Below are 16524 nucleotides of genomic sequence, written 5' to 3'. Positions count from 1 at the left end.
ATTGACACATCGTCGTGACCTGCCTTGGAAAGGGGCGATCACGCCTCCATCTTTGATCAATGAAGACATTTTCCAATTGACCGGGATCCAGAATATGCTTGTCCGATTGACTGCCATTGTCGTGTCGCTCACCCTTCTTGCTGCCTGCACGCCGGGGCAGTTCGGCTCGCCCGATCCGCTGGCCGTCGCCGCCGCGCAAGGCAACGCTCCGAAATACGCCGATACACCCGCCGAACGGCGCGCGATCTATCGCGGCTCCCGCGCGGGCGTTGCCAGCCGCTGATCCGCATAAAGCGGATTGCGCGGATCGGAACGCTGGCCCATTGTCACGCCATGCCCATGATCGCGACACAGACCCGCTTTGGCCGGATTGGTATCGAAGAGACGGACGGCGCCATCACCCGCGTCGTCTGGGATGGAGAGGATCACGGCTCGCCGACCCCTCTCTTGCGCGAGGCGGCCAGGCAGCTCCGCGACTATGACGCGGGCGGGCGCACCGCGTTCGATCTGCCATTCGCGGTGCAGGGCAGCGACTTCCAAAAGGCGGTCTGCACGGCGATGCTGGCCATCCCCTTTGGCGAGACCCGCACCTATGGTGAGATTTCCAAAGCGCTGGGAAAATCGGCCCAAGCGGTGGGCACGGCCTGCGGCGGCAACCCGATCCCGATCCTGATTCCATGTCACCGCGTCATGGGCGCGGGCGGTAAACTGACGGGGTTTTCCGGCAAAGGCGGGGTCGAGACCAAGATCGCGCTCCTGCGGCACGAAGGGGCGGCGTCGCTGCTGATTTAGGTCATTGCCAGTCTGTGGCCCGCAGGCCAGAATATGTCCGATCAACCAAAAAGGGGACGCGATATGCCAGAGCCCGAGAAGACGGCGCTGAAACAAAAAATTCGGGACAGGATGATGTCCCTTGAGGCGGCAGAGTTGGAAACAGCCAAAGAGCATTACGAACGGTTTTTGGCCGAAGCGCGGCTTGATGACCGCGAACAGCACGACAATTCAGATATTGCCGAAGCGCGCGAAAATGCCGATCTGGCGGCCGCCTTCGACCATCCGGTCAAGGACCATCATGCAAAGATCGACGTTTTGGAAAGTCTCGATTTCGCGCTGACCGATACGATCGAGGCCGGTGCCATCGTCGGATTTGAGGGCCGGCATTTCGTCGTCGCGGTATCGACCGACCGGTTCGACGTGGACGGGGTCACCTATATGGGCATCTCGATGCAGAGCCCGATCTATAAGGCGATGAACGGCATGGGCGCGGGCGATACGTTCACATTCAATGGCCGCACCGTGGAGATTGACGAGGTGTTCTGACGCATCCTGCGGATCGGGCAAGCAGCGCCCGATCCACGGCGTGCCTTATCGGTAAACATGCGGCGGGGCCGAGGGGCGGATCCGCGCCCTCGGCCAGCCAAAGCTCTGCACCGCAGCCCTATCCCCCCTTTTGCTCGCGAATCCTTGCGTAAAGTTAGATCGCAGTTGGGTCGGGTCACACGTCAAGCCGATGAGCGGCATGGTCTTCAACTGCCCTGCCACCGTCCCACCAACCTGTCCGCGAGCCCGCGAATGCGCTTCGCAGGTTTTCCGATTGCCGGACACTGCGTGCGGTCTTCTCCCGACGGCGGCGCGCAGCTCCCCTTTACCGCGTGATCCGTGCCATGCGGCCGATCCGACAGGATCGGCGAAACCCGCGCCCGAGATCTCAAGGGGTGCACGACGCTCCCTTCCCGTGGGCGTCAAAGCACGGTATCACGGGGTCAAAACAGGCAACGGGCAGGTGCCATGAAACCCATCCGGCTGGTCACAGGTTTTCTGACCGTTGGCGTCTGGACGCTGGCGAGCCGTATCTTCGGCTTTGTCCGCGATGTGATGATCGCGGGTTTTCTGGGTTCGGGACCCGTGGCCGAAGCGTTTCTGATTGCGTTCTCGCTGCCCAATATGTTTCGCCGCTTTTTCGCAGAAGGGGCATTCAATACCGCCTTCGTTCCGCTCTTTTCCAAAAAGCTCGAAGCAGGGGAGGACGCGGAGGAGTTCGGCCGCGACGCCTTCTCGGCACTGGCGAGTTTTCTGATCATCTTCACGCTGCTCGCGCAGCTCATCATGCCCTGGCTGGTGCTGGCGATGGCCAGCGGGTTCGCGGGTGATGTGCGGTTCGATCTGGCGGTGGATTTCGGGCGGATCGCCTTTGGCTATATTCTCTTTATCTCGCTGGCGGCGCTGTGTTCGGGGATCCTGAACGCGACCGGTCGGTTTGCCACCGCCGCCGCGGCACCGGTTCTGCTGAACCTTGTTCTGGTACTGGCCATCTGGACCTCGGCCGCGACCTATGATGGTCCCGCGGCCGAGGTCCTGCCCGGTGTCGATGGCACCGGCCTGCGGATCGGAACTTGGATGGCCTGGGCCGTTCTGGTTGCCGGGATTGCCCAGGTCGCGCTGGTCTGGTGGGCCGCGGCACAGGCAGGTTTTGCCATGCGACCGCGCCTGCCGCGCCTGACGCCGGATCTGAAACGGCTGGCGATCATCGCCGCCCCGGCGATGCTGGCGGGCGGCGTGGTACAGATCAACCTGCTGGTCGGGCGGCAGGTGGCGTCGTTCTTTGACGGGGCCATTGCGTGGCTGAGCTATGCCGACAGGCTCTATCAACTGCCGTTGGGGGTGGTGGGTATCGCCATCGGCGTGGTGCTGCTGCCCGATCTCTCGCGCCGTCTGAGTGTCGGTGATGACAGGGGCGGGCGGGACGCCCTGTCGCGCGCGGGCGAAATGGCGATGGCCCTCACCCTGCCTTCGGCGGTGGCGCTGATGGTCATCCCGGGCCCGTTGATTGCCGTTCTGTTCGGGCGCGGCGCCTTTGGCGCCGAGGATGTTGCAGCGACCGCCCTGGCGGTGGCAGTCTACGGCGCGGGGCTGCCAGCCTTTGTGCTGCAAAAGGTACTGCAACCGCTTTACTTCGCGCGTGAAGACACCCGCACGCCATTCCGGTTCGCGGTGATCGCGATGCTCATCAATGCGGTCGTCGCCGTTGGCATGGCCTGGGCCATCGGGTTTGTGGGGGCGGCCATTGGCACCACGGTCGCGGCCTGGGCCATGGTCTGGCTCTTGGGACGCGGGAGGGCGGGTATGGGCGCCGTGGCGCGGTTCGATGAGAGGTTCCGCACGCGGCTGCCGCGGATCGTGCTGTCCGCCCTTCTCATGGGAGTGATCCTTTATGTTCTGGCTTGGGCTCTGGCGCCGATCCTGGCGATGAGCGGCCTGCGTTGGCTGGCGCTCTTGGCGTTGGTGGCAAGTGGCATCGTCAGCTACTTCGCCATAGGCCAGATGCTGGGCGCGGTCCGGCTGTCCGAGTTCCGCAAGGCGTTGAAACGTTCGGGTTGATCCGCATCAAGGACCAGACGGCTGGTCCATGTCACGCTGATCGGAACACCACTCAGGAGCACCTCCCATGACACGAAACGAAGGCACTTTCGACCGCGCGATGCGCGTCATTCTCGGGCTTGTCCTGTTATCGCTGGTATTTGTCGGGCCGCAAACCCTATGGGGTCTGATCGGTATCGTACCGCTCGCCACTGGGCTTGTCGGCTATTGCCCGCTTTATTCCGTGCTGGGCATCCGGACCTGCGCCGTCAAGTCCTGACAGGGGTCAGTCATGCCGGATGCGGGTACGCATCCGGCCCCAGCCTCCAGGGCTGAGTACGAACGACAGCGCAAAGCCCATACCAAAGCCCGACACATCGGCCACCCAATCGTTCTGCCCGCCGAAAAGCAGACCGAAAACCAGTTGGATGCCCATCAAAAACCCGATCAGGGTAAAGGCCCGGTACTGGTTCTGGCCCATCTGGTCCAGGTTGCGCCACAACACATAGGTGAATCCGCCGATCAGCCCGTAGACACCCGGAAACGACCCGATCAGCGGCACCGGATCATCCAGCACAATCGCATAGACCACTGCTCCGCCGATGCTGGAGGCAAGAAAAATCGCCAGCATGCGCCATTGGCCAAAGGCTTCCGACACCATCTTGCCCATGGCCAAAAGGATCACGCCTGCAAAGGCCGCATGCGTCAGCGAGCCATGCACAAAGGCATAGCTGACCAGCCGTACCAGATGCTCGGTCGGCCAATAGTTCAGCTGCCACATCTGTTCGAGAATGCCGTCGTAGAACCCATAGCTCTGGATCGCGCTCAGGCGCCAGCCGACAGCGCCCGGTCCGCCGATCATCCCCTGCGCGCCGAGGGAGAACGCCGCCTCGATCCCCACGATCAATAAAAACAGCAGCGTTACCGCAGGCGGTAACGGGTTCACGGGGCTGGCATTGGGATCACTGCTCATCTGCGGTCGGACCTCTGGAGGTTAAATGCCGGGCGCCCGCTTGGCTTTTGGACTTCTTGACGGCGCATTATGCCATGGGTAAGCGAGGCAAGCCGGTTTTTCCAGACGAGAGTGCCTTCAAATGTCACAAGACCCCTTCACGCCGCGTGTCTTTTCCGGGGCGCAGCCTTCGGGCAACCTGCATCTTGGCAACTATCTAGGGGCGCTCAGGAACTGGGTCGGCATGCAGGGATCGGACTATGAGACGGTCTATTGCATGGTCGATCTGCACGCGATCACCGTCTGGCAGGATCCCGCCGAGCTGCGCCAGGCCACGCGCGAGCTCTGCGCGGGATATATCGCATCTGGTCTCGACCCCGAAAAATCCATTCTGATCAATCAGTCCCAGGTGCCCGAACATGCGCAGCTGGCCTGGATCTTCAACTGTGTGGCGCGCATGGGCTGGATGAAGCGGATGACCCAGTTCAAGGACAAAGCAGGCAAGAACGCCGAGAACGCCTCGCTCGGTCTGTTTGGATATCCCGCATTGATGGCGGCCGACATCCTGATCTATCACGCCACCCATGTGCCGGTGGGCGAGGATCAAAAGCAACATCTGGAACTGACGCGCGATATCGCCGCCAAATTCAATCACGATTATGGTGTCGCGTTCTTTCCGATGACCGAACCGGTGATCGAGGGGGCCGCCACCCGGGTGATGAGCCTGCGCGACGGGTCCAAGAAAATGTCGAAATCCGATCCCTCGGATATGTCCCGGATCAACATGACCGATGACGCCGACACCATCGCCAAAAAGATCCGCAAGGCCAAGACCGACCCCGAGGCGCTGCCATCGGAACCCGAAGGGCTGGATGACCGCCCCGAAGCCTGCAATCTGGTCAATATCTATGCCGCGCTGAGCGATCAAAGCGTGGATCAGGTCCTGTCCGAGATGGGCGGCAAACAGTTTGGAGAGTTCAAACCCCTCCTGGCCGATCTGGCCGTGGCCAAGCTCTCTCCGATCTCCAGCGAAATGGCTCGGCTGATGGCAGATCCGGCAGAGATCGACCTAATCCTGTCTCGCGGCGCCCAGCGCGCCCGCGAAATCACGCGGCCTATTCTGCGCCAAACCTATGATATCGTCGGAATGGTTGCGCCGGTGGAGATTTAGAAAGGGGTCCGGCCCGGCAAGCCTTTAGTCGGGTTTGTCGCCGAAACTGTCTTGCAGGACATTAGTTGTATGATACAACTTAATCCATGCAAGACACAGCAATATCTATTGATACGATTCGCGCGGCCTCGCGTGACATTGTCCGCCGACTGGGATTTATGCAATCGGACCTGGCCGGCACCGGCATACCGCCGTCGTCTGTGCATGCGATCATCGAGCTCGGTTTGGGTTCGGTCGATACAGCTCGGGCCTTGTCAGATCTGCTGGGGCTTGAAAAATCGTCCGTCAGTCGTATGCTAGACAAGCTGATAGCCTGCGGTCTGATCGACGCCGCGCCCGATCCAAACGACCGCCGCTCCAAGACCCTTAGACTGACGACCAAAGGGCGCGCCGCCTTTCGCCAGATCGAAGATCACGGCCGCAAGCAGGTCGGTTCAGCGCTCAATTCGGTGCCACCAGAGGATCAGGTAGAGATCCAGACCGGCCTGCGCCGCTATGCCGAGGCACTCAGATCTGCGGATGACGCGCCATATGAGCCGCCCTTGGCCCTCCACACCGGTTACCAGCCGACGTTATTGGGCCGGGTGACCGAAATGCACGCGCGCTACTATGCGCGGAACTTCGGCTTCGGGGCAGTGTTCGAGCGCAAGGTCGCCTCTGAAATGAGCGGGTTTCTCGGGCGCCTGACCAACCCGGCCAACACCGTGATCAGCGCTTCGTTGGGCGGCAGGATCATTGGGTCGGTCACCATTGACGGGGAGGATTTCGGTCCGACCTGCGCCCATCTGCGGTGGTTCATCCTTGATGAGGCCGCGCAGGGGCGAGGCGTGGGCCGACGATTGCTGAATGGCGCGATGCAACATGTCGATAGCCATGGATTTGCTGAAACGCATCTTTGGACCTTCCAAGGGCTGGACGCCGCGCGGCACCTTTACGAGAGCGTCGGATTTGAACTGGTCGAGTCGGCCCCCGGCAGCAGGTGGGGCACAGAAGTGATCGAACAGCGCTTTGTCAGGTCGGCCCCTGCGTGACCGACCTGCCGCGCCTTGCGCTGTCGGTACGTCAACCCTCGGCCTGGGCAATCGTTTTTGGCAGCAAGGATATCGAGAACCGGACGAAGGGCTCTATTCGCGCGGGCCGCATGGGCTTGGGCCGGATCTGCATCCACGCCGCGACCGGCCTGCGGGAGGATGAATACCGCTATATCGCCTGGAAAATGCAGCAGATCGACGTGGACTGCCCCGCCCCCGCAGATCTGCCCCGAGGCGCCATCATCGGCACCGTCGATGTGGTCGAGATCGTGGATCAGAGCGACAGCCCTTGGTTCGGCGGCACGGCCGGTTTGCGGCTGGAGGACCCCATCGCTCTGGACAAGCCGATCCCGGCCAGGGGCGCGCTGGGCTATTTCGAGTGGCAGGCAGGCGGATCCCTGGCCGAGCCTTTGCCCTGGATGGCCAAATACGCGGCGCCCGGCCTCTTTGGCGGCCTGCCGCTGTGTTTTGCAGAATCACCCAAACGCCCATGGCCGCGTAAAACCTGACCCGGCGACGACCGAAAAAGGTCTGGACGTCTGACATATCTCTGCCCTACGGTCGCGGATAAGGAGGACCTATCGATGGCGGTTGGCACGAATATCAAAACCTATTTCAACGGCACCTGGAATGATGGCGACGTGCCTGTCATGCGGGCTGCCGATCATGGCGCCTGGCTGGGCACATCCGTCTTTGACGGTGCCCGCCATTTCGACGGGATGGCCCCGGATCTGGAGCCGCATTGCGCCCGCGTGAACCGCTCCGCCACGGCGCTGATGCTGACCCCTACGGTCAGCAGCGCCGAGATGGTCGAGATCGTAAAAGACGGGCTCAAACTTTTCCCAAAGGACGCACCCGTCTATATCCGCCCGATGTATTGGGGGATTGATGGCGATCCGTCGGCGATCATGCCCAGCCCGGACGAGACCGGGTTTGCAATCTGCCTCGAAGAGATCCCGATGGCGCCCGCCAGTGCGACGGTAACCCTGACGCGCACCCGGTTTCGTCGACCTGTTCTGGAGGATGCGGTGGTCGATGCCAAAGCGGGCTGCCTTTACCCGAACAACGCCCGCATGCTGAAAGAGGCGCGCGCCAAAGGCTTCGGCAACGCGCTGGTGGCCGATGCCATGGGCAATGTGGCCGAAACCGCCACCGCCAACATCTTCATGGTCAAGGATGGTGAGGTCTTTACCCCGATCGCGAACGGCACGTTTCTGGCCGGGATCACCCGCGCGCGCCACATCTCGAACCTCGCCTCGGATGGTGTGACGGTGCATGAAACCGTCCTGACCTTCGAGGATTTCGCGGGCGCCGATGAGGTCTTCATGTCCGGCAACATGTCCAAGGTCACCCCGGTCACAGCGTTTGACGACATCCATTACCAGGTCGGTCCCGTCACGCGCCGGGTGCGCGAGATGTATTGGGACTGGGCCGCATCGACAGGCTGAGCCATGGCGCGTGCTTTGGAGTTCTGGTTCGAGTTCGCCTCGACCTACAGCTATCCCGCCGCCATGCGGATCCAGGATGCATGCGCGCAGGCTGCGGTCCCGCTGATCTGGCGCCCGATCCTGCTGGGCCCGATTTTTGCAGCGCAGGGCATCAGCGGCTCTCCGTTTACACTCTATCCCGCGAAAGGCGCCAATATGTGGCGCGATATGGAGCGGCTTTGCGCGGATGCCGGGTTGGCCTTCCGTAAACCCGGCGATTTTCCGCGTGGATCGCTCCTGGCCGCGCGCATTGCAGCCCATCATGCGGACGCACCTTGGATCGGCGATTTCGTGCGGGCGGTTTATCTGGCAAACTTCGCCGAAGATCACGATATCGGACAACCCGCGGTGTTGATCGACATCCTGACAGGCCTGGCGCTCGATCCCGAGCCAGTGCTTGAGGCCGCGCAAAACCCGGATACCAAGGCACATCTGCGCCAATTGACAGAGCAGGCCCAGACCAAGGGTCTCTTTGGCGCCCCGAGCTTCACCATCGGAGATGAACTCTTCTGGGGCCACGACCGGTTGGATCAGGCCGTGCGCTGGGCGGCGCTGGCCTGAGCTTTCCATTGCGCCGCGCGGGGCCTTGCGTCATCCTGACCCTCACCCAGAGAAGGGGAAAACCCATGCGCAAGTTCCTCGTTGTATTGGATGACAGCCGCGAATGCCTGAACGCGATGCGTTTTGCAGCGATGCGCGCCGCCCGAACCGGTGGCGGGGTCGAAATCCTGTCAGTGATCCCTCCCGATGAGTTCAATCACTGGATCGGCGTGGGTGAGGTGATGCGCGAAGAGGCGCGCGAACGCATCCACGCCCATTTCGAGGTTTTTGCCAAGTGGATGCGGGACCGCCAGGGCGTCGATCCTGAACTGGTGATCCGGGAGGGCGAGCCAGTGCCCGAGATTATGGCCCAGGTCAAAGAAGACCCCGAGATCGGCGTCTTGGTCCTGGGCGCCGGAATTGACAAGAAAGGTCCGGGTCCGCTGGTGACACAACTCAGCCGCAATTCCGGCGATCTGCCAATCCCGATCACCATCGTGCCGGGCCATCTCACCAAGGAACAGCTCGAAGCGATTACCTGACTACGCCCCAGACGACAGCGCGGGTCGAGTGGCAAGGGAGCGTCTTTTTCGGGGGCTCTGCCCCCGGCCTTCGGCCTCCCCCGGGAATATTTAGAGCCAGAAGAAGCCGTAAGCGGATCTCCTGCTTCTTCTGGCTATAAATACTCCCAGGGTTTGGGACAGCGTCCCAAGGCCCGTGCGGCCGCGCACAGATAGAATAGAATGCGGCGCAGCCGCTCCGGCAGTGTGAAGCCGGGGCATTTGAAGGGATACAATGGCATCTCTGCGCTGCCCTTTTCTTAGAATCGTTCCAAACCTTGACTTGGCGCCCCCGTATCCGCATATGAATGACAGCCTCAAGGAGACATCCATGTTCATCCAGACCGAATCGACGCCGAACCCAGCGACCTTGAAATTCCTGCCCGGACAGGCCGTGCTGGAGGCGGGTACCGCTGATTTTCCGTCTGCCGAAACAGCCGACAAGTCCCCGCTCGCCACGCGGATCTTTGCCGTGGAGGGTGTGTGTGGCGTGTTTTTCGGAAATGATTTCGTCACCGTGACCAAGGATGACCCGATTGAGTGGGACCACATCAAGCCTGCTATTCTGGGCGCGATCATGGAGCATTTCCAATCCGGTGATCCGGTGATGGCGGGCGACCATACCCCCGTCAGCGGCCATGCCGAACATACCGGAGAAAACTCGGAGATCGTTGGCCAGATCAAAGAGCTTCTCGATAGCCGCGTGCGTCCGGCCGTAGCCCAAGACGGCGGCGATATCACGTTCCACGGGTTCGATCGCGGTGTGGTTTACCTGCATATGCAAGGCGCCTGCGCGGGGTGCCCTTCTTCCACGCTGACGCTCAAGATGGGCATCGAGAACCTGCTGCGTCATTACATTCCCGAGGTGACCGAGGTTCGGCCGGTTGGCGTCTGACACGTCACAGGAGCAACCAGGAAAGATCACCGGGCGCTGCTATTGCGGCGCCCGAGTTTTGCAGGCCGATCAGGGGCCGGAGGCCGTCGCCTATTGCCATTGCATGGATTGTCGGCGCCTCTGCGGTGCGCCCGTCGCTGCCTTCGCCGCTTTTGCCACGGACCGGATCGCGTTCACACCCGCACTGGACGAAGGGTTTTCGACCACTCCGGGTATCACGCGCTGGTTCTGCCGGACCTGCGGCTCGCCTCTGGCCGCGACATATGCGTATCTGCCCGGCCAGATCTATGTGCCGCTTGGGCTGTTGGATCAGGCCGCAGACCTACCTCCCCGGCTACACGCCCATGCGGACGCCCGGCTGACCTGGTTGCATATCCACGATGATATGCCCCGGATCGAGGGCAGTTCCCGCGATCAGTTGAAAGCCGCGCACCGGACATGAGCCCATCCCACACTCTTCTGGCGTTTGACACCTCTGGCCCCCATTGTGCGGCGGCTTTGCAGGTGGACGGCAGGCTCTACACCCGCATTGACGCGCTGGCCAAGGGACAGGCCGAGCATCTGATGCCAATGCTGGAGGAAATGATGATGGACGTCGGCTGCACCTTTCGCGACTTGGACGCGATCGGCGTTGGCGTGGGGCCGGGCAATTTCACCGGTATCCGCATCTCGGTGTCAGCGGCGCGGGGGCTGGCTTTGGGGTTGGGCAAACCGGCCATTGGTGTGTCAACCCTTGAAGCGCTGGCCCATGGGGCGCCCAGACCTGTTCTGACGGTTGCAGACGCGCGACAGGCGCGAGCCTATGTGCAGCTCTTCGGGAACCGCGCTGCGGGCGATCCCCATCTCATTCCCCTCACTGAAGACGCCCTGCACTGTGCAGTCCACGGCGTTGAGCCGTTGGTGATCGGGCCACTTGCCGATCAGGTGGCGGCGCTCACAGGTTGGCCGGTTGCCGGGCCACATGTCTCGCTGGCGGAAGCCGTCTTGCGGATTGCCGAAACGCGATTGGGGAGTGAGCCACAGCCCCCCGCGCCGCTTTACCTGCGTGCGGCCGACGCGGCACCCGCGCGCGATACCGCGCCGACCCTTCTGGATTGATGAGACCCGAGGCGCTCGCGGCGACCCATCGGGCCGCCTTCACCCTGTCGCGGGCCTGGACGGCCCTGGAGTTTGAAGCCCTTCTCGCCCAGCCCAGGATCCTGTTGGCGGGCGACGACCGCGCCTTTGGATTGATCCGTGTCGTGGCAGACGAGGCAGAGCTCTTGACCATCGCCACCCACCCGGATCATCAGCGCAAGGGACACGCGCGGGCCATTCTTGATTGCTGCCACACCCTGGCCCAGGCGCGCGGCGCGCGGCACGTGTTTCTCGAGGTGGCCGCCGACAACACTGCCGCGTGCGCGCTTTATGCGGCTATGGGGTATCGTCAGACCAGCCTGCGCAAGGACTATTACCCGCGCAATGACAGCACCGCTGCCGATGCATTGATCATGACGCACGATTTGACCTGCGGTTAGGGTCCGGTGCAAAGAGACGGGGTCAAGAATCGGTTGACCCCTGCGTCTGCCTGCGGCCTTACTTGCTGCGATCTTGTGCGATCTGACTGACTCTGTCGGGAGGCCCCTTATCGGCGGCAGCCCCAATGAAAAACAACTGGGAGACTTCACATGACCATCATGAAGAAAATCATGGGCGCCGGTGCCGCCCTTGCGCTGAGCGCCGGTGCCGCCTTGGCCGAGCCGGCGCTGATCTTTGATCTGGGCGGCAAGTTCGACAAATCCTTTAACGAGGCCGCATTCAATGGTGCCCAGCGTTGGGCGGATGAGACCGGCAACACGTTCCGCGAGATCGAACTGCAATCAGAAGCACAGCGCGAACAGGCCCTGCGCCGCTTTGCCGAAGCGGGCGCCAACCCCATCGTGATGGCGGGATTTGCCTTTGCCGACGCGCTGGGTCAGGTGGCGGGCGATTATCCTGACACGTCGTTTGTGATCATCGATATGGTCGTGGACGCGCCCAATGTCCGCTCGGTCGTTTTTAACGAGCATGAAGGATCCTACCTTGTTGGCATGATGGCGGCCAAGGCGTCGCAATCCGACACCGTCGGCTTTATCGGTGGCATGGACATCCCGCTGATCCGCAAATTTGCCTGCGGCTATGCCCAAGGCGTGCTCGCCGTGAACCCCGATGCCACCGTGATCGCCAACATGACCGGCACCACTCCGGCGGCCTGGAACGATCCGGTGAAAGGGTCCGAGCTGACCAAGGCGCAGATTTCCCAAGGCGCTGATGTGGTTTACGCAGCTGCCGGCGGCACCGGTGTCGGCGTGCTGCAAACCGCGGCCGATGAGGGCATCCTGTCCATCGGCGTGGACAGCAACCAGAACTATCTGCACCCCGGCAAGGTTCTCACTTCGATGATGAAGCGGGTGGACAACGCGGTCTACCAGGCGTTTGCGGACGGTCCCGGTCTGGAGACCGGCTTTAACGTGATGGGTCTGGCAAATGGCGGCGTGGGCTATGCGCTGGATGAGCACAACGCGACCCTGGTCAGCGACGAGATGCAGGCCGCCGTGGACGCGGCATCGACCAAGATCGCCAATGGCGAGCTGTCGGTGCATGACTATATGTCTGACGATAGCTGCCCGGCCTTATCCTTCTAAGTCAAGGTATGACTATGCAAAACCAGACGGAGCGGCAGGCGACTGCCGCTCCTGCCATTGAACTCAAAGGCATCTGCAAAGCCTTTGGTCCGGTTCAGGCCAACAAGGACATTTCCATTCGCGTGGCCCCCGGCACGATCCACGGTATCATCGGCGAAAACGGGGCGGGCAAGTCCACCCTGATGAGCATCCTTTACGGCTTTTACAAAGCCGATAAGGGTGAGATCTTCATCTCCGGTGACAAGACAGAGATCCCCGATAGCCAGGCCGCCATTGCGGCGGGCATCGGCATGGTATTCCAGCATTTCAAACTGGTCGAAACCTTCACCGTTCTGGAAAACATCATTCTGGGCGCCGAAGACGGCGGTCTGTTGGCCCCGTCCCTGTCAAAGGCGCGCAAAGAGCTGGTTGAGCTTGAAAGGGAATACGGCCTCCAGGTCGACCCCGATGCCCTGATCGAAGAGTTGGGCGTCGGCATGCAGCAGCGCGTCGAAATCCTCAAGGCGCTCTACCGTCAGGCCGATATCCTGATCCTGGATGAGCCCACCGGCGTGTTGACGCCAGCCGAGGCGGATCAGCTTTTCCGCATCCTCCACCGTCTGCGCGAGGAAGGCAAAACCATCATTCTGATCACCCACAAGCTGCGTGAAATCATGGATATCACAGACACGGTCAGCGTGATGCGTCGGGGTGAAATGACGGCGACCGTGACAACGGCCGAGACCAGCCCCGAACACCTCGCGGAACTGATGGTGGGACGCAAGGTGCTCTTGCGCGTGGACAAGGCGCCCGCCAAACCCGGCGCGGCCGTGCTGGAGGTCGAGGGCCTGCGCGTCGTGGACGAGGCCGGGGTCGAGCGCGTCAAAGGTATCGACCTGACCGTGCGCGCGGGTGAGATCCTGGGTATCGCGGGCGTGGCGGGCAATGGTCAGTCCGAATTGCTCGAGGTGCTGGGCGGCATGCGCCCAGGGACCGGGACGATCCGGCTCAACGGCCAGACGCTGGATCTGACTGGCAAAGCGGCGGACGGACAGTCGCGCCGCGCCGCGGGCATTGCCCACGTGCCCGAGGATCGCCAGCGCGAGGGGCTGATCATGGAGTATCACGCCTGGGAAAACGTGGCCTTTGGCTATCACCATGACCCGGCCTATCAGCGCGGACAGTTCCTGATGAACAACGCCGCCCTGCGCCGCGACGCCGAAGAAAAGATGCAACGCTTCGACGTGCGGCCACCCGATCCCTGGCTCAAGGCCAAGAATTTCTCGGGTGGAAACCAGCAAAAGATCGTGGTCGCCCGCGAGATCGAGCGGAACCCCGATCTGTTGCTGGTCGGTCAACCCACGCGCGGCGTGGATATCGGCGCTATCGAGTTCATTCACCAACAGATTGTCAGCTTACGCGATCAGGGCAAGGCGATCCTGCTGGTCTCGGTCGAGCTGGAGGAGATCTTTGGCCTGGCCGACCGCATTGCGGTGATGTTTGACGGCCATATCATGGGCGAACGCCTGCCCGATCAGACCGACGAGACAGAGCTGGGCCTCTTGATGGCTGGTGTCAGCGGGGAGGCCGCATGAGGCAGGCTCATAGACGCAGGCTCACGCCGACACAGGTGGGTGCGGACCGCACCCAATCCGGCGGTTCGGTGCAACACCATCCACGCCCGGAGGCCGCCTGAGATGGAAAAGATGCCACATTGGGCCGATGTCGTCCTGATCCCGTTGATTTCGCTGATCCTCGCGGCGGTCTTGTCGGCCCTGGTGATCCTGGCGATTGGCGAAGACCCGATTGCTGCCGTCCAGTTAATGGTGCAGGGCGCGCTCGGATCGACCTATGGCTGGGGTTACACGCTTTATTACGCTACGAATTTCATGTTCACCGGGCTTGCCGTGGCGGTGGCGTTTCACGCGCGGCTGTTCAATATCGGAGGCGAGGGCCAAGCGATGCTGGGAGGGCTGGGCGTAGCACTTGTCTGCCTGATGATCCCCTGGCCGCACTGGTCCATGGCGCTGATCGCGGCGATCCTGGGATCTATGGCATTCGGTGCGCTCTGGGCTGCGATCCCGGCCTATCTTCAGGCCAAACGCGGCAGCCACATCGTGATCACAACGATCATGTTCAACTTCATCGCGGCGGCTGTGCTTAACTATGTACTGGTCAATCTGCTGCGGCCTCAAGGGTCGATGGACCCCGCGACAGCGCGGTTTCCCGAAACGGTACATCTGCCCACATTGCACGAGATGCTGGCGCCTTTGGGCATCGCCTTTTCACGCACAGCCCCGGTCAATATCAGCCTGCTGGTCGCAATCGCAGCCTGTGTCTTGGTCTGGGTGCTGATCTGGCGCACACGGCTGGGGTACGAGATTCGCGCTTATGGGCATTCCGAAACGGGCGCGCTCTATGCCGGGATCTCACCGGTGAAGATCACGATGATCGCCATGCTGATCTCGGGCGCGCTGGCCGGTATGATGGCCATCAACAACGTGATGGGCGAGGCCGAGCGGCTGGTGCTGAACGCCACAGAAGGCGCGGGGTTCATTGGGATCGCCGTGGCATTGATGGGCCGCTCGCACCCGTTTGGCGTGTTTTTGGCAGCCCTTCTTTTCGGATTTCTCTATCAGGGCGGCGCCGAGCTGGCGCTTTGGACGTCGATCCCGCGCGAGTTGATCGTGGTTATTCAGGCGTTGGTGATCCTTTTCACCGGCGCGCTCGACAACATGGTTCGGATGCCGCTGGAAAAGCTCTTTCTGCGGCTGAACCGAGGGCGGAGCTGAGCATGGCGCATCTGCCGAACCTGCCGCTGGCCCAGACCAGGCAACCCTTGCCGAGGATGTAACACAGATGGATTTCCAGACGATCATCCAGATCCTCGACAGCACGGTACGGCTGGCAACACCCCTGCTTTTGGCCTGTCTTGCAGGCCTTTATTCAGAGCGGGCAGGGATTTTCGACATCGGGCTTGAGGGCAAGATGCTGATGGCCGCCTTCGCCTCTGCCGCAGTTGCCGCGTTGACCGGGTCGGTGTGGATGGGCCTTTTGGCGGGCATCGCCTCTTCGGTGGCGCTGAGTGGGTTGCACGGTCTGGCCTCGATCACCTTCCGTGGCAATCAGCTGATCTCGGGCGTGGCGATCAATTTCCTGGCGGCAGGGCTGACCGTACTGATCGCCCAAGACCTCTTTCAACAGGGCGGGCGCACCCCGCCGGTCAGTTTTGGCGAAGGGCGTTTCGCGCCGATCGAGCTGCCATTCGCCGAAACGATTGCCACCGTGCCCTTCGTTGGGCCGATCTATGCCGAGCTGCTGTCGGGCCATTCAATCCTGGTCTATGTGGCTTTGCTGGCAGTACCAGGCACCTGGTGGCTGCTTTATCGGACGCGGTTTGGCCTGCGGTTGCGCGCAGTCGGTGAAAACCCCGCAGCGGTGGACACGGCGGGCGTGTCGGTCGTGGGCTTGCGCTATGCCGCGGTGCTGATCTGTGGCGTGCTTTGTGGGATTGCAGGCGCGTATCTCGCGACCGCGTTGCAGGCCGGGTTCGTCAAGGACATGACTGCCGGGCGCGGGTTCATCGCGCTGGCCGCGCTGATCTTTGCGAAATGGCGACCTTGGCACGCGCTCTGGGCCTGCCTGCTATTCGGGTTTCTTCAGGCCATCGCGCTACGCTATCAGAATATCGATCTGGGCGCCTTTGTCGTCCCGGTGCAGTTCATGGATGCGCTGCCCTATATCCTGACCGTGGTGATCCTGGCCGGCTTCGTGGGCAAAGCCATCCCGCCGCGCGCGGGTGGCGAGCCCTATGTGAAGGAACGGTAGCGGTTTAGGTCCAGTTTCACCAAAGACTTCGGTCCTTTTTGCTGCGCGGCAGCACACCCTG

Annotated in this window: 20 protein-coding genes; 19 read left to right on the top strand and 1 reads right to left on the bottom strand. The window is 62.0% G+C overall.

Features of this window, described 5'->3' with window-relative positions; all coding sequences use genetic code 11:
- The first annotated feature begins 94 nt into the window (after positions 1-94).
- The 5 genes from HEP69_RS09845 to HEP69_RS09825 all read left to right on the top strand — a co-directional run bounded on the left by HEP69_RS09845 (position 95) and on the right by HEP69_RS09825 (position 3637).
- Positions 95-283 (top strand): hypothetical protein, encoded by a 189-nt coding sequence (locus HEP69_RS09845; protein ID WP_290558340.1) that lies wholly within the window; start codon positions 95-97, stop codon positions 281-283.
- A gap of 50 nt (positions 284-333) precedes the next feature.
- Positions 334-792 (top strand): methylated-DNA--[protein]-cysteine S-methyltransferase, encoded by a 459-nt coding sequence (locus tag HEP69_RS09840; RefSeq protein WP_290558339.1) that lies wholly within the window; start codon positions 334-336, stop codon positions 790-792.
- Positions 793-855: 63 nt separating this feature from the next.
- Positions 856-1320, top strand: coding sequence for a hypothetical protein (locus tag HEP69_RS09835; RefSeq protein ID WP_290558338.1), 465 nt, complete (start codon positions 856-858; stop codon positions 1318-1320).
- Positions 1321-1788: 468 nt separating this feature from the next.
- Positions 1789-3378 carry a murein biosynthesis integral membrane protein MurJ gene (gene murJ, locus HEP69_RS09830; protein ID WP_290558337.1) on the top strand — a complete coding sequence of 530 codons (1590 nt, stop codon included), beginning with the start codon at positions 1789-1791 and terminating at the stop codon, positions 3376-3378.
- Between the two features lie 67 nt (positions 3379-3445).
- Positions 3446-3637 (top strand): DUF2892 domain-containing protein, encoded by a 192-nt coding sequence (locus HEP69_RS09825; RefSeq protein ID WP_290558336.1) that lies wholly within the window; start codon positions 3446-3448, stop codon positions 3635-3637.
- A gap of 6 nt (positions 3638-3643) precedes the next feature.
- On the opposite strand, the gene HEP69_RS09820 is transcribed toward HEP69_RS09825, so the two are convergent.
- Positions 3644-4330 (bottom strand): rhomboid family intramembrane serine protease, encoded by a 687-nt coding sequence (locus HEP69_RS09820; RefSeq protein ID WP_290558335.1) that lies wholly within the window; start codon positions 4328-4330, stop codon positions 3644-3646.
- Between the two features lie 121 nt (positions 4331-4451).
- On the opposite strand from HEP69_RS09820, the gene trpS reads away from it, so the two are divergent.
- From trpS to HEP69_RS09750, 14 genes are all read left to right on the top strand, one after another.
- Positions 4452-5480, top strand: coding sequence for a tryptophan--tRNA ligase (gene trpS / locus HEP69_RS09815; protein ID WP_290558334.1), 1029 nt, complete (start codon positions 4452-4454; stop codon positions 5478-5480).
- A gap of 158 nt (positions 5481-5638) precedes the next feature.
- Positions 5639-6511, top strand: coding sequence for a helix-turn-helix domain-containing GNAT family N-acetyltransferase (locus tag HEP69_RS09810; protein ID WP_290558333.1), 873 nt, complete (start codon positions 5639-5641; stop codon positions 6509-6511).
- A complete protein-coding gene (locus HEP69_RS09805; protein ID WP_290558332.1) occupies positions 6508-7020 on the top strand; it encodes a hypothetical protein in 513 nt (170 codons plus the stop codon). The genes HEP69_RS09810 and HEP69_RS09805 overlap by 4 nt, the downstream gene beginning before the upstream one ends.
- A 75-nt stretch (positions 7021-7095) precedes the next feature.
- The gene (locus HEP69_RS09800; protein ID WP_290558331.1) at positions 7096-7959 is read left to right on the top strand and encodes a branched-chain amino acid aminotransferase; all 864 of its coding nucleotides are present in this window, start codon (positions 7096-7098) and stop codon (positions 7957-7959) included.
- A gap of 3 nt (positions 7960-7962) precedes the next feature.
- A complete protein-coding gene (locus HEP69_RS09795) occupies positions 7963-8559 on the top strand; it encodes a 2-hydroxychromene-2-carboxylate isomerase (RefSeq protein ID WP_290558330.1) in 597 nt (198 codons plus the stop codon).
- Between the two features lie 65 nt (positions 8560-8624).
- Positions 8625-9080: a universal stress protein gene (locus HEP69_RS09790; RefSeq protein WP_290558329.1), complete on the top strand. Its 456-nt coding sequence runs from the start codon at positions 8625-8627 to the stop codon at positions 9078-9080.
- A gap of 349 nt (positions 9081-9429) precedes the next feature.
- Positions 9430-9993 carry a NifU family protein gene (locus HEP69_RS09785; RefSeq protein ID WP_290558328.1) on the top strand — a complete coding sequence of 188 codons (564 nt, stop codon included), beginning with the start codon at positions 9430-9432 and terminating at the stop codon, positions 9991-9993.
- On the top strand, positions 9983-10435 hold the full coding sequence (locus HEP69_RS09780; protein WP_290558327.1) for a GFA family protein: 453 nt from the start codon (positions 9983-9985) through the stop codon (positions 10433-10435). The genes HEP69_RS09785 and HEP69_RS09780 overlap by 11 nt, the downstream gene beginning before the upstream one ends.
- Entirely contained in the window at positions 10432-11091 is a 660-nt protein-coding gene (gene tsaB, locus HEP69_RS09775; protein ID WP_290558326.1) for a tRNA (adenosine(37)-N6)-threonylcarbamoyltransferase complex dimerization subunit type 1 TsaB, read from the top strand. Before HEP69_RS09780 ends, tsaB begins: the two co-directional genes overlap by 4 nt.
- Positions 11091-11510 carry a GNAT family N-acetyltransferase gene (locus HEP69_RS09770; protein WP_290558325.1) on the top strand — a complete coding sequence of 140 codons (420 nt, stop codon included), beginning with the start codon at positions 11091-11093 and terminating at the stop codon, positions 11508-11510. Before tsaB ends, HEP69_RS09770 begins: the two co-directional genes overlap by 1 nt.
- A gap of 150 nt (positions 11511-11660) precedes the next feature.
- Positions 11661-12656: a BMP family ABC transporter substrate-binding protein gene (locus tag HEP69_RS09765; RefSeq protein ID WP_290558324.1), complete on the top strand. Its 996-nt coding sequence runs from the start codon at positions 11661-11663 to the stop codon at positions 12654-12656.
- Between the two features lie 14 nt (positions 12657-12670).
- Entirely contained in the window at positions 12671-14230 is a 1560-nt protein-coding gene (locus HEP69_RS09760) for an ABC transporter ATP-binding protein (RefSeq protein ID WP_290558323.1), read from the top strand.
- Between the two features lie 102 nt (positions 14231-14332).
- On the top strand, positions 14333-15427 hold the full coding sequence (locus tag HEP69_RS09755; protein ID WP_290558322.1) for an ABC transporter permease: 1095 nt from the start codon (positions 14333-14335) through the stop codon (positions 15425-15427).
- A gap of 67 nt (positions 15428-15494) precedes the next feature.
- A complete protein-coding gene (locus tag HEP69_RS09750) occupies positions 15495-16463 on the top strand; it encodes an ABC transporter permease (protein ID WP_290558321.1) in 969 nt (322 codons plus the stop codon).
- The last annotated feature ends 61 nt before the right edge of the window (positions 16464-16524 follow it).

This window comes from Aestuariivita sp. (genome assembly GCF_021404545.1).
Taxonomy (GTDB): Bacteria; Pseudomonadota; Alphaproteobacteria; order Rhodobacterales; family Rhodobacteraceae; genus Aestuariivita.
This window is presented reverse-complemented; position numbering and strand designations above follow the sequence as displayed.

What these genes read in the sequence shown, in the direction of transcription:
- HEP69_RS09845 (WP_290558340.1), top strand. Translation starts at nt 95, where the DNA reads ATGCTTGTCCGATTGACTGCCATTGTCGTGTCGCTCACCCTTCTTGCT.
- HEP69_RS09840 (WP_290558339.1), top strand. Translation starts at nt 334, where the DNA reads ATGCCCATGATCGCGACACAGACCCGCTTTGGCCGGATTGGTATCGAA.
- HEP69_RS09835 (WP_290558338.1), top strand. Translation starts at nt 856, where the DNA reads ATGCCAGAGCCCGAGAAGACGGCGCTGAAACAAAAAATTCGGGACAGG.
- murJ (WP_290558337.1), top strand. Translation starts at nt 1,789, where the DNA reads ATGAAACCCATCCGGCTGGTCACAGGTTTTCTGACCGTTGGCGTCTGG.
- HEP69_RS09825 (WP_290558336.1), top strand. Translation starts at nt 3,446, where the DNA reads ATGACACGAAACGAAGGCACTTTCGACCGCGCGATGCGCGTCATTCTC.
- HEP69_RS09820 (WP_290558335.1), bottom strand. Translation starts at nt 4,330, where the DNA reads ATGAGCAGTGATCCCAATGCCAGCCCCGTGAACCCGTTACCGCCTGCG.
- trpS (WP_290558334.1), top strand. Translation starts at nt 4,452, where the DNA reads ATGTCACAAGACCCCTTCACGCCGCGTGTCTTTTCCGGGGCGCAGCCT.
- HEP69_RS09810 (WP_290558333.1), top strand. Translation starts at nt 5,639, where the DNA reads ATGCAATCGGACCTGGCCGGCACCGGCATACCGCCGTCGTCTGTGCAT.
- HEP69_RS09800 (WP_290558331.1), top strand. Translation starts at nt 7,096, where the DNA reads ATGGCGGTTGGCACGAATATCAAAACCTATTTCAACGGCACCTGGAAT.
- HEP69_RS09795 (WP_290558330.1), top strand. Translation starts at nt 7,963, where the DNA reads ATGGCGCGTGCTTTGGAGTTCTGGTTCGAGTTCGCCTCGACCTACAGC.
- HEP69_RS09790 (WP_290558329.1), top strand. Translation starts at nt 8,625, where the DNA reads ATGCGCAAGTTCCTCGTTGTATTGGATGACAGCCGCGAATGCCTGAAC.
- HEP69_RS09785 (WP_290558328.1), top strand. Translation starts at nt 9,430, where the DNA reads ATGTTCATCCAGACCGAATCGACGCCGAACCCAGCGACCTTGAAATTC.
- tsaB (WP_290558326.1), top strand. Translation starts at nt 10,432, where the DNA reads ATGAGCCCATCCCACACTCTTCTGGCGTTTGACACCTCTGGCCCCCAT.
- HEP69_RS09770 (WP_290558325.1), top strand. Translation starts at nt 11,091, where the DNA reads ATGAGACCCGAGGCGCTCGCGGCGACCCATCGGGCCGCCTTCACCCTG.
- HEP69_RS09765 (WP_290558324.1), top strand. Translation starts at nt 11,661, where the DNA reads ATGACCATCATGAAGAAAATCATGGGCGCCGGTGCCGCCCTTGCGCTG.
- HEP69_RS09760 (WP_290558323.1), top strand. Translation starts at nt 12,671, where the DNA reads ATGCAAAACCAGACGGAGCGGCAGGCGACTGCCGCTCCTGCCATTGAA.
- HEP69_RS09755 (WP_290558322.1), top strand. Translation starts at nt 14,333, where the DNA reads ATGGAAAAGATGCCACATTGGGCCGATGTCGTCCTGATCCCGTTGATT.
- HEP69_RS09750 (WP_290558321.1), top strand. Translation starts at nt 15,495, where the DNA reads ATGGATTTCCAGACGATCATCCAGATCCTCGACAGCACGGTACGGCTG.